Genomic DNA, 12699 nt, shown 5'->3' with positions numbered 1-12699 from the left:
GTGCCCGGGCGGGGTATACGCGAACCGCGAGGTCAAACAGGTATCTGGGCGTGTCAGTTCGAGTAGGTGCGGTTGCATGTGTCGCGGCTAGGGACCGGCTCGCGGGCACTTGGGTTGCCTTGTGAGTGAGGGCGGTTTCTCAAAAAAATCCCAGTGGTATTGAACCTAGCCGTCGTTAAGAGGAATCCCAAGATAGTCTGCGGAACGTACGTGTCCTCTCACGTCTAGGTTCCAGGCGGGCCGTATAAACCTTTCCGAACTTAGGCGCAGGTACTGAACCTCTGTTAATTCAGCAGGTTTCCAAGATTCCCTGAAAATCCCGTTGGGCTCGTAACCCAAAGATTTTGACACACCCAGAGAAGACGAGTTCCAGACTGCTGCCTCGGAAACAGCGGTGTCCGCCTTCAACCAATCGAACGCGTAGAGGATGACTGCCGTTCGCATTTCCTTGCCTAGGCCTTGGCCCTGAGCATCTTGGCGGAGCCAGGAGCCCGTTGACACGGTCTTGAGAGTGCCAAACCCTTCGGCACTCAAGTCCTGACACCCGATAAAGTCGTTGCCTCTCCAGACTCCGAAGTGGAGTGCCCACTTCTCAGGTGTCGATTCTGCGCGTGCACGCCAAATTCGTCGTGCAGTGTTTGCGGGAAGATCTTCAGTGCGTGCCTCGGTCCACGGATGGGAAAAAGGCATCTGCCCTGGGGGATGTATACCAGTCTCCGCGGCTTCCACGGCAGCGGGCAAGTCCGCGTCTTGAAGCGGTCGCAGAACCAAACGTGGACTGGAGAGGACTAATCCAAAGGGTGGCCACAAGGTGGCTAGGCTGGTCACCCCTCATCCTAACCAGACGTTGTGACGTTGAACCGGCTCGAAATCCGTAACCTCCTATGCGCAAGTCGCGCTCGAGGATCGGTGTCCGGGCGGTCTCGGTCATGTCGCGGGTACTTGCCGCCTACTAAGGTGAAGACATGCCAACGTCCTGGACGAGTTTCGAAACGAACAGTACTGACGAGTGGTGGGACGTCGTGGATGCCGAAGGGTCTCCGACGGGCAGAACCTATCGCAGGGGCGCAGCGAACTGGCCGTCCGGGTTTTTTCATTTGATCGTCGCAGTTTGTATCCAGCGTGAGGATGGAGCTGTCCTCCTTACCCAACGTGCAGCAACTAAGGAATTTCCCTTCGGATGGGAGTTCCCCGGTGGAAGCGCTCTCAGTGGTGAGACAAGTCGTCAGGCGGCGAGTCGGGAACTGGGGGAGGAGACGGGGGTAGAGATTCCGCCGTCCGTGCTGACGCCGATTGATCGATTTGTTGAAGCAGCAGCTCTTCTTGATTTCTATACTGCCCACGCGCCGGCGAACACCGAATTGAGATTGCAGCAGAGCGAAGTCATGGCCGCCGAGTGGGTGCCTCTCGAGGAAGTCGACCGCCGGCTGTGTGCGGGCCTCATGGCTGACCCTTGGTCCGCCCGCCTCGACGCGCTCTGGCCGCTTGCGAGGCAGGCACTGCGTATCGTCCGGTGACGGATCGGGTTAGGGACCTTGCTAGCATCCCTAGCTGCAGGGGTGGTCCGGGCGTACCGTTAGCGCCATGGTGGAGCGCATGTTGAAGAGAGTTCTCGTTCCCGACGTGGTCGGACTACTGTTCCATGTTGGCCGGGACATCGCGGATGAAGCAGGCGTCACTCTTGCCAACCCAGATCCCGATGGGCCACCGATCGGTGCCATCGCATGGCCGGGCTTGTTCTACATCACCTGGCAAGACCCGCGGGCGAGCTTCGAACTGAACCAGGGGGACTCAGTGAGGGTGGAAGTCGTCGAACACGGCGGCGCGCAAAACGGTGCCCTAACGCGCGACCCATCGGGCCCGCCGGCACTTGCGGCTCACGCGCAAACAGAAGCTGACACCGTCTAGTCTCCGGAGGCGATCTTGGTTATTTCTCCCAAGCCATCTGACTCAGCTGCGCTCAGTGCGTAGGAGGATCCTTGTCGGGACAGCCCTCAACATGCGGCTGTAGCCACGTCAGGGACGGGCCGGCTCACGTTCTGACATCCTCCACAGGTGCATGACAGCGTAGGAACGCCAGGGGGCCCATTGTGTCGCCCTGTCCGCTAGTGTCCTGTGACCCGCCGTCTTGGCGACGTCGTGCTTGAGAAGGCCGACACTCTTTGCCCCAGCGACGAGAGCGACATCGCCATAAAGCCATGCGTCCGGATCTCCTAAGACACGCATGGCGATGTATGCGGCCGTCCAGTGTCCGATTCTGGGCCGGCTAAGCAATTGTTCCCGAAGTATCTCGGCATCCACCCCTACATCCACCGTCAGCTGTCCGCTCTTTAATGCACGCGACAGTGTTAGGAGGGCACGGATGTCCTGGCCTGGCAGACGGAGCGGACGATCCGGGTCCAGCGGTTCATCGTTACCGGGTTCGGGGATGCCGGCAATGATTTGGTCAACGGTAGGGAAGAGCCGGGTGAGGCCCGGGAAGGTTGAAACGTAGCCCGAACCGGTACGGGCGGAGAGCCGGCACAGGTGCGTGCGTGCTGCCGTGACGGAAATCTGTTGCCCTACGAGTGCCCGGATGACCAATTCATGCGGGTCTACCGCGCCGGGAACTCGAATTCCAGGGGTGCGCTCTACCAGCGGTGCCAGCGCAGGATCCTGTCGCAGACCGGCGTCGACGGCGACGGGATCTGCGTCCAGGTCGAGCAGGCGGCGCACCCGGGCAATGGCGGGTGAGACATCGGGAAGAGCGGCCAACTCGAGATGGGCTCGAACTTGCCACGTTGTCTTGGTGAGGGTCGCTGTGACTTGGACTGCGCCGGGCCCCCCGGGAAGCAAAAGGGTGCGAGCGTAGCGCAAGCAGGCAGGTGCCGAGAGGTCGGCAGCTTCTACCCCTGCAACCGCACGGGCTGCGAGGAATTTGAAAACGCCGACTGCATCGAATGGTTGTCGAAGTGGAAGGTCAACACTTAGCCGCACACCTAAGGGATGTCCGTCGGTCTCATTCCGCGATCCTTCTGCTGGCAGCGGCCCATGGTAGCGGGCACGTAACTCGCCGGGGTTTGTGGCGAATACTTCCTGGATGGTGGTGTTGAACTGCCGCACGGAGCCAAAGCCTGCCGCGAAAGCAACGTCCGCTAACGCTAGATCGCTGTCGACCAGGAGCGCGCGGGCAGATTGGGCGCGACGTGCCCGGGCCAGCGAGAGCGGGCCGGCTCCGAGTTCGGAAACCAGCACTCGATGGATATGGCGGACACTGTAGCCAAGGCGGGAGGCAAGTCCTTCCACTCCTTCACGGTCTACAGTTCCGTCGAGGACGAGCCGCATTGCCCGGCCCGCGAGGTCGTGCCGAAGATTCCATTCCGGGGTGCCCGCCGCCGCTTCCGGGAAACAGCGTTTGCAGGCCCGAAACCCTGCAGTTTGAGCCGCCGCTGACGTCGGATAGAACGTGACGTTCTCCGGTTTAGGCGTTCGTGCCGGACACGATGGGCGGCAATAGATTCCGGTGGAAGAAACGGCCGTGAAGAACTGCCCGTCGAAACGTACGTCGCGGGCGTCGATCGCCCGGTAGCGCTCCTTAAATAGGGGGTGCCCCAAAGTACACGCGGAATATGTCCCACGCGGAGGCCGCTGGTCGGTCTTCACTGTCTCGTCCTCGTCGATTACTGGGTTAATGCCGGAGACGACGCCAACAGGCCATTCAGCCTTCCATAGTCAAGACCATCTGCGACGCTGTCATAGGTTCCCACAGTGAATAACTCCACCGCCGCGGCCTGCGCTATGGCATAAGCAGCCTGCGCCACGCCGGATCCCAGACTGATACGTGCCACCCCGAGCTTAGCGAGTTCGCTGACGCTGATCGATCCTGGTCCGACCATGACGTTGACAGGAACCGAGACGCCTTCCACGAGCGCGGTGATGGCAGCCTTATTGATAGCACCTGGCACGAAGATTCCGTCAGCTCCGGCGTCTACATAGCGGTTTGACCGCTTAAGCGCATCCTCAATTCTCTGTTCTTCTGAGCCACGCCCGGACAGAAACACATCTGTCCGGGCATTGATGAACAGATCCACACCGGCTTGGCTGGCGGCTTGCCTTGCCGCAGCAATTTTTTCACTGAAGGATTCCGGGTCCGTATTGCCGTCCTCGATGTTAATGCCAACAGCACCGGCATTGAGGACCTCGGTCACTGTCAGTGAAACGCCTTTCGAGGAATCTGCATAGCCATCCTCGATGTCGGCGGTGACAGGTAGATTTACGGCCTCGACGATCCGGGCCACAGCAGCCACGGCCTGTCCTCGATCGAGTTTGCTTCCATCGGGCAAACCCAATGACCATGCCACCCCCGCACTGGTTGTTGCGATGGCGTGCGCACCGGAGGCTTCCGTGATCATCGCACTGGCAACGTCCCATACATTGGCCAATCTAAGCGGTTGCTGCGCTTTATGAAGGGAGCGAAAGAGGGCTGTTTTGTGATTGTTTGTTGTGTCCACCATCGAAGTACATCAAATCCAGTAGCATTCATCCGGCGGAAATCGGACCTCACCAGTCTCTAGCTTTGATCGTATGCCGCGCTCAGGGATGGGCTTGCGTACAACGTAAGCACCCGTCGAATCCGCTGGCGCAGATTAGCTCATGGCAGGATCGACCCGAGAGTCTCACATTCCTCACTAGAGGGAATCGCGAGGCTGTATGAAGACTAGGGATTACTGCACGCGCGTCAGCGCCACGTATGAGGGGGAAGATGAGCAGTTACGTTGCTTCAGTCAGTCAGAGTTCTCAGCACAACTTCACTAAGCCGCCGCTTCCATCAATCCTGCTGGTGGAGGGACTAGGGGTTAAAGGCGATGCTCACTTCGGGAAGACCATCCAGCACCTTTCAAGAGTTAGGTCCGACCCGACACAGCCAAATCTGCGGCAAGTCCATCTCATCCACGAAGAACTGTTCGACGAGCTCGAGCAAGACGGCTTCACGGTGCAACCGGGCGATCTTGGGGAGAACATCACCACCCGCGGCCTCGGCCTTTTAGGCCTGCCTGAGGGCACACTCCTGCGGATCGGAGCCGAAGCTGTCGTTCAAGTGACTGGCTTACGCAATCCCTGCCTCCAAATCAATCAGTTCCAAGCTGGGCTACTGAAAGCAGTGCGACCCAGAGATAAGGAGGGCAGGGTAGTACGCAAGGCAGGCATTATGGGCATCGTACTCACAGGAGGCGAGGTAAAAGTCAGTGACGGAATCGAGGTCGAGATTCCGGCTGGACCTCACCGCCCCCTCGACCGCGTTTGATCCTTTACGACCGTCCTAAAAAAGCGGAACGGGGGTCGCGTGTTGTTATTTCTCCACCGCCATCCCTTTTTACAAGTCGGGACTTTGTCTCACTCAAGGATCCTTCACCGGGGCGGGTTTAAGTGATGTATCAGCCTCCTCAGGACTTCTAATTGACCGGTTGCTGAGTGGTGCCACTCCGTATCTGACACTTCTAGACTGTGGTTTCCGTCCTCGACGATGATCGTCTCAGTGTGGGATTTTGAGATTTCGACCGGGCGCCAGGTGGGGTCTGCTGTCCCTCCGACGAAAAGGTGCCTGTCTGACGCTCTGCGGGCCGCCTCGGCGATGCGGGCCTCTGAGAGGATGGGCGTTATCCACGCGGCTTGAATTTCCCAATCAAGGAAGTGCGGTAGTGCGTAGGTCCCGAGGGACTTGCCCAGTACTGCAGTTGGGACGTTGGGCATCTCGTGCAGAGCTTGTGAGACTGCGTCTTCGACAAATTGCCCGGCGTCCCTTGGCAGAAGGCCCTGGGCGTCCGCGTGCCAGTTAATTGACCACACGTCCCAACCTGCTCGCGTCAAAGCGAGTACGGGCCAGTAGAGCAGCGGCCCCAGAACCGTGTATCCGGCCCCTGGGAGTAATAAGGCGACAGGAGCGGGTTTCGAAGGCTTTGAGTTTAACCTCTCAATTTTCGGCATGCCCCAAACGCTAACGCCTGCCGTGTGCACATTCATGGAGGCCGACGCGGTTCTGGGGATTCTATTCCTCGTTCTTGCACTTGCGATGGTTGTGACGGAAATACTGAGACTGTGGGCTGTCTCAATCAAACACAAGGAACGGCAGACTCGGGAATCGAGCCCGCGCAGATCTCTCGATGACATATCCCAAAACGGTCCTGCCGCAGCACTAGTGGGATTTGGCCTCGTATCCGACTTCGGTTCCTTGCGGTGCCCGGCGGAGGATCGTTTACAGCGACGGCCTGAGAGGGCAGCTGCTAGTCAACTACCGCTGCTAGAGCCTTAATCTCGACGAGTTCGTGAGCGTAGCCGCGAACAGTCACCCCCATCAACGTTGCCCCAAGCGCAATTAGTTTCTGGCCCAGTGGCAGGTGCCGGGAGCTTCATGAGGTGCCCCGTAGTACCCCCTGCCGCCGGGCGCGTTTTCGCATAACTCCTCAGCCATTGCCTTACTGAAGCTATAAATGGGCGGAAACGCCGCGACGAGGAGCAGCGTGACCGTACAAAGGGACATCGCCCATGCCCTCCGGGTCGTCTCAGCTCGTCTCATTAGGACACCGGTCACGACCGCGGCGAGAACCGCTGCGAGGAACGGCAGATATATCGTTACTTGGGCCCACACGGCACCCGTTCCCCGGGCAAAGGAGACAATGGTGGCGGCTGAAAGCATGACCAAGAGAAGTATGGGAAGAAGGGTGGCAATCAGCACTATTCTTACCAAAAGGTCGGGCCTAATTGACCGGGCGGGTCCATGGAGGCTCGTAGCCCTGCGTTCGGTACTCAACGCACCTCGTCGATAACAGCGTTCTGTTGAGCCGCGCGGCACAACTGTTCACCGCGTTCTTCCTGGCTTAGCTCATTCCAGGCCTGAGCTTGTGCCTCAACCTCAGCTCCGGGCCGACCCATGGAACTCATCTCAGCGGGAGAAACCATCACGCTATTCTCCGGACCGATCATGCTGCTCCGGTCCAGGGTAGCGCCTGGGCCATTTACATACTCAGCAGAACAACCGATGAACGGTTCGTACACAGCTGTCTTTGGATCATCCTTGAGCCCACGAAATCCTGTAGCCGAAGCAGGTGAGGGCACAAGCTCATCAGCAGCCGATGAGCTTGTCGTGGACTCCGTCTCGGATTCATCGAGCCCATGGGCGGGTAGCGTGCCGATCCCGAGGGCGAAACCACCCAACATCGACAGAGTAACGACCATTCCTACTGACGGTCTCCGAAGCAAAACGTTCCCCCCCGAACCTCTCCCTCGCGCCCCACCGGCGCGACGCCCCCACCCTACCGGACAAGGAAGTCTTACCTGTGTTACTCAACGGTCTCTGCAGCGAACGGCAGTTAGGCCGGCGCAAACGTACAGCGGCCCTTGGCGAGGATCTCGCCGTCGGCCGAGACTAATGACCAGCAGGGTTCCCTAGCCAGCCTCTGCCGCACCACATCAAACCATCCGGAGTCATCGAGGAAGGATCGACTAACCGGCGAACTTTCCTCTGAAACACTCTGAGGATGACTGAACTACTGCAAATGTCGTGGCTGCTTACGGACGCATCACCATAGGGGTGGTGGCAAGATCGCTTCTTTAAACAGAGAAACGGACTCCAGGACCTGTCGCAACAGCCTCAGGCCCGCCTCTCGATCTACTTCAAGAAATAGGCTCGATCCTGCCTCACCAGGTATGTCCCTGCGTCCCCGGATCCTCCCTGCGCCACGATAGACAGAACAGTGACCTGCACACTGTAGGTCCCGTCCCCATTATCGGTAACGTCATACCTAAGGTCGGGACTGTACTGGAGGTGTTCCGCAATGATTTCTACGGCTTCCTCCGCCGAAACAAACTCCACAGTAGCCGGCTGGGGGTTAATCGCCGGGTTTGGAGGTGGAACAGGAGCGGGAGCCTCAGCGGCCGGCGCTTCTGCCGCCGGTGTTTCAAACACCGGCTCAGAGGCCGTCGGCGTGGCAGAGGGCCTCTGCGTTGGGCTCGGGCTTGCTGTCGAACTTTGACTCGCCGTCGGACTGGGCGTCGCTGTCGGCGCTTCCGAGTTACTACTACTGCCACAACCGCTTAATAGGAAAACTGACAATGTCAGAGCTGATATGAAGCTCCCTGCACTGATGTGCTTCAGAGTCCTGGTCGACCGCATCGAATCCCCTCCATTCGTTAGTGATCATAACCTCGCCTCGCGAACTTACCCCACGGTGATTTATGACCGACTGTACAACAGGATCTAATACGCCATTGGGCTCCAGCGCGCTTCAGTGCTGCTTTATCCATGACATGTCCAGGTTATTCAGCCCGATGACTCCCGGTGTGACGAGCGTTCGGGTGCCCTTATTTTGGTGGGCCATAATGCCAGCGCGCAGGAGGATCACCAAACGCCTTATGGGTAACATTCTCGCGGGCGAAATGGGGTAATGCGTGCAATTCAAGACAAGGATCACTGCGAGCTGCTACTAATTAGCGGCGTCCAACGCCTGGGGACTAAAGGAGACTGCACTTCATCGTCACCCTTGTTTGTTTCAGACGATGCAGTCCCAATGTTGCGCAGTATCGCGATGACATCATCCAGTGATACTCCAGCGGTGTCACTGGCTTCGACGAGTGTGCTGCCCTCAGCCGTCCATTCAGGAACTTATCCACGCATGTCACGAGTCTCTTCGCGTGGCACGTTCAGCTTTCACTTATTTGATAGATCCAATTGGAGAAGCGGAAGCTGAACACCAATCGCAGACATAGAGCACTGACGACGGATACCGGCCAATCGAAGAAGGGTCCTACACACTGGACTGGAATGCAACTGGCGCAGAACTCACCGTTTCAGAAACTGACAGTATGGGGCGCGTCGAGCAACAACCAATCAGCTACCGCCGATGCCAGAGTTTCTTCTGATCATCAACGGGAACTCGGAGGCGTCCGATCAGACGGATTGGCGTCCGAGCTCCTGTATGTTCTGGTACGTGTCCAATGAAAAAGAGACGGGAGCCCACATAGAACGAGGAGTGTCAGGATCCAGCTGGCGTCTTTATTTTCGTGGTGCATGGCTCAATGCTGTCTCTGTTGGCGGGCTTGTCTGGGTGTTGGTTGTGATGAGTCCACCCGGTGCCACGGATGATTTCGGTCCTGCTGGCATGGGTTTTATCTTCGCTGCATGGGTTGCAGTTCCCTGGTTTATTTTTTCACTCCTCGTGGGGGGACCGGTTGTTCTTCTGATGCATGCGGCATCTAGTCGGCCGCCGTGGATTGCTCTGTGCACCTGTTTTCTCGCGGCTACGCTAGCGGCGTTAGCCGTCCCTGTCCTGTGGCAGGCGGTTGTGGGTTCCATGACACTCGGGCAGGCTTTTGTTTTTTGGGTGCTCTTACCGTTGCTGAGCGGCGGGTGTTGGGCTTTTGTCATAGCTCGCCGTGTGCTGCCAAGGGGTGGCCTGAGGTCGGCTTTGGGGCAGGCAACCAAACTGTGAATGCAGTGATGACTGGTGTTCAAAAAACTGCTGGTTCCATTAGTGGTCAGGTGAAATCCGACATCCTGAGTGAGAGCCGTGCGGGTATTGGGTCCGTGAACCCTAAAGCGATGTTCGGGCAATACATAGTGTGAGCACAGACACTGACGGCGAAATCATTCGCCTTGCCCGGGACAACCCGGCCGTCTTCGGGGAACTGTATGACAGGCACGCTGCCGGCCTTTACCGGTATGCAGCGCGCCGGGCAGGGGAGTTCGCTGCCGACGATGTTATTGCCGAAACCTTCCTGGTCGCATGGGAACGGCTCGAGAGCTACGACTACGACCACGACGACGCGCGGCCCTGGCTGTTCGGCATCGCTACCAACCTGCTGCGTCGACACCACCGGACAGAAGCCAGGATGCTGAAAGCCGCAGCGAAGGCAGGTCTGCGGGACTCCGTGGCGGATGAATCCGACAGGGTCGCTGCCCAGACGGATGCCCTGGTGGCCACAGGCCTGATCGCCGTGGCGTTGAAGTCGATGCCCGTCATCGACAGGGACACGCTGCTTCTCTATGCCTGGGGAGACCTGACCTACGAGGGTATTGCCGCCGCTATGGACGTTCCGATCGGTACCGTCCGGTCCCGTCTGAACCGGGCACGGCGGACCCTGCGCAGCGCGCTTGACGCCGTGCAGCTTGCAGACAAAGGAGAACAAGCATGGACGAAATGACACTGCTCCGCGGAATGCGCAGCGGCATTGCCTCCCCGCCGCCGGCAACACTGGCCCGCCACCGCCACAAAGTTCTGGCAGGCATAGGGGTTGTTTCCTCCGTGGACACCGCAGTCGTGGCACCGCCTCGGGCAGCCGGCCGCGGCAAGGCGCGCCGCCGCATCACTCTGTTGGCGGCAGCGGCGGCCTTCCTCGTCGGCGTCCTGGTGACGGCCGACGTCGTTCTGCCCGATCGCGGCCGGGCAACAGCGGAGGCAACCCAACTGCTTGATGACGTGGAAGCGGCCGCGATGAGTACCGCGGATCCGGTGCTCCTTCCGGGGCAGTATCTGAAAATCGAAAGGGAGGAATTGTTCTCCAACACTTTCGCGGCGGACGGCGTAGTGCTTTCCTGGGAGGCGCTTTCCCGCGATCAGCTCTATGTTCCCTCCGATCTGGAGGGTGAGTGGGTGTGGAACCGGGAAGCTCAGGTTCCGGCAGACTCGGCACCCGAGGTGGTCAAGGAACTCGCCCGCAACCGGGCGGTTAATGATCCGCGAACAGAAGCCGCCATGGTGGGGGTTTTCCGGGCGCCGGGCGGTGACTTCGACGGTGCCGGCTACACGATACTTGGCGTGCCGCCGGCCGATACCAGCGGGCTGCCCCGGGATCCGGCCAAGCTCCTCGACCGGATATACGAGTACACGAAGGACCGTGGGACCCCGGACGACAAGGCCTTTGAGATGGTCAAGGAAATCCTTCGCACGGGCGTGATCCCGTCGGATCTCCGTGTAGCCCTGTACCGGGCCGCCGCGCTGATTCCCGGCGTCGACGCTGTGGGCAGCGTGGTCATGGCCGACGGCAGGGAGGGCGTCGCCCTCGGCATGGTCAGCCTCGATGGCATATGGCGCAGTGATCTCGTCATCGATCCTGCCACGGGACTGGTGATCGGTGAGCAGGTTGTTTCGCTGCAGGATTACGACGGCGCCCCCGCCGGTACCGTTTCGTCCTGGCGATCGGTGCGGACTTCCGTGGTGGACTCCGCTCCATGAGGGGATCCGTGAGCGGGACAGCTTTTCTGTTGCTGTCCTCGCTGGAATGGCACGGGACTGTTGTGGTGGGGATCGGGTCTCCGCCGAATAGCGCTGAATGCTCTCGGCTAGGGTGAATGTATGGATGCAGCGACCACGGTGATGCAAGCTCTGATAGCCAATGAGAACGCTGGGTTGGTCATGGATTTTGACGGCGTTCTTTCTCGAATAACCGAGGATCCCGATGCCAGCGAGTTGTTGCCAGGCACGAAGGAGATCCTCTCAAGCTTGGCGACCAGACTCTCGGTTGTAGCGCTCCTCTCCGGGCGACCTGCCGGCTTTCTGGCGGCGCGGGCATCCATTCCAGGAGTAGAACTTTATGGTTCATACGGTCTTGAACACCTCACTGAAAATGGCATCGAGGTTGTCCCCGAAGCTCAACAGTGGATGACAGCGGTGAGAGCAGCCACTCAGGTGTTGCACCGGGAACTAGACAACCTTGAGGGTATCTACGTCGAAGAAAAGTCCCTCGCAGTCGCTGTCCACTGGCGGCGCGCACCAGATCGTGACAGCGCCACGAAACGAATCACCCCGCTCGTCCAAGAAGTGATCGACACTCATGGGCTGCGCCATGAACCCGGCAAGTTCGTCGAGGAACTCCGAATGCCCCTCAAACAGGACAAAGGCACTGCCCTTCAGAGGATCATCAATGCTGGGAATATCCAGACTGTCGCGTACGCAGGTGATGATAGAGGAGACATGCCAGCGTTCGAAGCGGCAACCGCAGCAGGCGGGCATGCGCTAGTTATTGACGGCGCTGACATGGCTCCGGAAGTAAGCAATATAGCCGGCGCCCACTTCGACAGCCCCGAACAGTTCCAGTCTTGGCTGCGGCAACTCAGTGCCGCAGTGCGATAGTAAGGGGTGTCCGCTCCTGGATCGCCTTAGCGGGACGGAGGTTCGAGCCCTTTGAGGTGTTGGTCGAGGAGGCGCTGAGCCCGCTCGGACGTCATTCGGTCGGTCTCGGTTACCCTGGCGATGGCTAGGCCATCGAGCAGCGCCATGAGCATGGCGGCGTCATCCTCGGCGAGGTCCGGGTTCCATTGCCGGAGCAGAGTTGTCAGGCCTTCTTCCATAAGCCGCCAGGATTCCTGATGGGCGCTGGCAACTGCGCTGCTGGTTGTCGCCTTCGAGGCGTAGGACAACCAAATGACCGAAGCGGTGCGGGATTCGTCGTCCACCCCTCCGAGAATCCTGCACACCGCGCCCAGATTCTGCCGCGCTGATGCCTCCGGGTGCACGGCGGAGGCCACCCGCTCGATGAAGTTCCTGGAGACCTCGTTCATGGCCGCCATGATCAAATCGTCTTTCGTCTTATGGTGATGCTGGACGGCACCTATGGAGAGGCCGGCGGCTGCGGCGACGTTGCGGATCGTCACATCCTCAAGGCCCCGCTCAACAAGAATGTCCTGCACAGCCGTAAGAATGCGCTGCGCGCCCGCCGAGGTCATGG

12 protein-coding genes are annotated in these 12699 nt (G+C 59.4%); 6 read left to right on the top strand and 6 right to left on the bottom strand.

What is annotated here, in order from left to right:
• Positions 1–165: 165 nt before the first annotated feature.
• Positions 166–828 (bottom strand): GNAT family N-acetyltransferase, encoded by a 663-nt coding sequence (locus LJ754_RS15100; RefSeq protein WP_227927205.1) that lies wholly within the window; start codon positions 826–828, stop codon positions 166–168.
• A gap of 137 nt (positions 829–965) precedes the next feature.
• On the opposite strand from LJ754_RS15100, the gene LJ754_RS15095 reads away from it, so the two are divergent.
• The gene (locus LJ754_RS15095; protein ID WP_227927204.1) at positions 966–1517 is read left to right on the top strand and encodes an NUDIX hydrolase; all 552 of its coding nucleotides are present in this window, start codon (positions 966–968) and stop codon (positions 1515–1517) included.
• Between the two features lie 67 nt (positions 1518–1584).
• Entirely contained in the window at positions 1585–1908 is a 324-nt protein-coding gene (locus LJ754_RS15090; RefSeq protein ID WP_227927203.1) for a hypothetical protein, read from the top strand.
• Positions 1909–2016: 108 nt separating this feature from the next.
• Here the strand turns inward: LJ754_RS15090 and LJ754_RS15085 are convergent, their stop codons facing one another.
• Together LJ754_RS15085 and LJ754_RS15080 are read right to left on the bottom strand one after the other, a co-directional pair.
• Positions 2017–3642 carry an AlkA N-terminal domain-containing protein gene (locus LJ754_RS15085; protein WP_227927202.1) on the bottom strand — a complete coding sequence of 542 codons (1626 nt, stop codon included), beginning with the start codon at positions 3640–3642 and terminating at the stop codon, positions 2017–2019.
• A 17-nt stretch (positions 3643–3659) separates the two neighbouring features.
• Positions 3660–4490, bottom strand: a complete 831-nt coding sequence (locus LJ754_RS15080; protein ID WP_227927201.1) for an isocitrate lyase/PEP mutase family protein — start codon at positions 4488–4490, stop codon at positions 3660–3662.
• 251 nt (positions 4491–4741) lie between these two features.
• Between LJ754_RS15080 and LJ754_RS15075 the strand changes: the two genes are divergently transcribed.
• On the top strand, positions 4742–5284 hold the full coding sequence (locus LJ754_RS15075; protein WP_227927200.1) for an MOSC domain-containing protein: 543 nt from the start codon (positions 4742–4744) through the stop codon (positions 5282–5284).
• Positions 5285–5388: 104 nt separating this feature from the next.
• On the opposite strand, the gene LJ754_RS15070 is transcribed toward LJ754_RS15075, so the two are convergent.
• Positions 5389–5964 (bottom strand): hypothetical protein, encoded by a 576-nt coding sequence (locus LJ754_RS15070; protein WP_227927199.1) that lies wholly within the window; start codon positions 5962–5964, stop codon positions 5389–5391.
• An 819-nt stretch (positions 5965–6783) separates the two neighbouring features.
• Positions 6784–7212, bottom strand: coding sequence for a hypothetical protein (locus LJ754_RS15065; RefSeq protein WP_227927198.1), 429 nt, complete (start codon positions 7210–7212; stop codon positions 6784–6786).
• A gap of 2382 nt (positions 7213–9594) precedes the next feature.
• Between LJ754_RS15065 and LJ754_RS15060 the strand changes: the two genes are divergently transcribed.
• The 3 genes from LJ754_RS15060 (at position 9595) to otsB (ending at position 12104) form a co-directional block, all read left to right on the top strand.
• Positions 9595–10176, top strand: coding sequence for an RNA polymerase sigma factor (locus LJ754_RS15060; RefSeq protein ID WP_227927197.1), 582 nt, complete (start codon positions 9595–9597; stop codon positions 10174–10176).
• The gene (locus LJ754_RS15055) at positions 10164–11207 is read left to right on the top strand and encodes a CU044_5270 family protein (RefSeq protein WP_227927196.1); all 1044 of its coding nucleotides are present in this window, start codon (positions 10164–10166) and stop codon (positions 11205–11207) included. Before LJ754_RS15060 ends, LJ754_RS15055 begins: the two co-directional genes overlap by 13 nt.
• A gap of 120 nt (positions 11208–11327) precedes the next feature.
• Complete coding sequence (otsB, locus tag LJ754_RS15050; protein WP_227927195.1) at positions 11328–12104, top strand: trehalose-phosphatase; 777 nt, start codon at positions 11328–11330, stop codon at positions 12102–12104.
• Between the two features lie 26 nt (positions 12105–12130).
• Here otsB and LJ754_RS15045 read toward each other — a convergent pair whose 3' ends face one another.
• Entirely contained in the window at positions 12131–12697 is a 567-nt protein-coding gene (locus LJ754_RS15045) for a TetR/AcrR family transcriptional regulator (protein ID WP_227927194.1), read from the bottom strand.
• Positions 12698–12699 lie beyond the last annotated feature (2 nt).

Origin of the sequence: Arthrobacter sp. zg-Y40, assembly GCF_020731535.1 — a bacterium.
Lineage (GTDB): Bacteria > Actinomycetota > Actinomycetes > Actinomycetales > Micrococcaceae > Arthrobacter_B.
The sequence above is the reverse complement of the archived record's forward strand: the minus strand, read 5'-3'. Positions and strand labels throughout refer to the sequence as shown.

What these genes read in the sequence shown, in the direction of transcription:
- LJ754_RS15065 (WP_227927198.1), bottom strand. Translation starts at nt 7,212, where the DNA reads ATGGTCGTTACTCTGTCGATGTTGGGTGGTTTCGCCCTCGGGATCGGC.
- otsB (WP_227927195.1), top strand. Translation starts at nt 11,328, where the DNA reads ATGGATGCAGCGACCACGGTGATGCAAGCTCTGATAGCCAATGAGAAC.
- LJ754_RS15090 (WP_227927203.1), top strand. Translation starts at nt 1,585, where the DNA reads ATGGTGGAGCGCATGTTGAAGAGAGTTCTCGTTCCCGACGTGGTCGGA.
- LJ754_RS15070 (WP_227927199.1), bottom strand. Translation starts at nt 5,964, where the DNA reads ATGCCGAAAATTGAGAGGTTAAACTCAAAGCCTTCGAAACCCGCTCCT.
- LJ754_RS15095 (WP_227927204.1), top strand. Translation starts at nt 966, where the DNA reads ATGCCAACGTCCTGGACGAGTTTCGAAACGAACAGTACTGACGAGTGG.
- LJ754_RS15055 (WP_227927196.1), top strand. Translation starts at nt 10,164, where the DNA reads ATGGACGAAATGACACTGCTCCGCGGAATGCGCAGCGGCATTGCCTCC.
- LJ754_RS15045 (WP_227927194.1), bottom strand. Translation starts at nt 12,697, where the DNA reads ATGACCTCGGCGGGCGCGCAGCGCATTCTTACGGCTGTGCAGGACATT.
- LJ754_RS15075 (WP_227927200.1), top strand. Translation starts at nt 4,742, where the DNA reads ATGAGCAGTTACGTTGCTTCAGTCAGTCAGAGTTCTCAGCACAACTTC.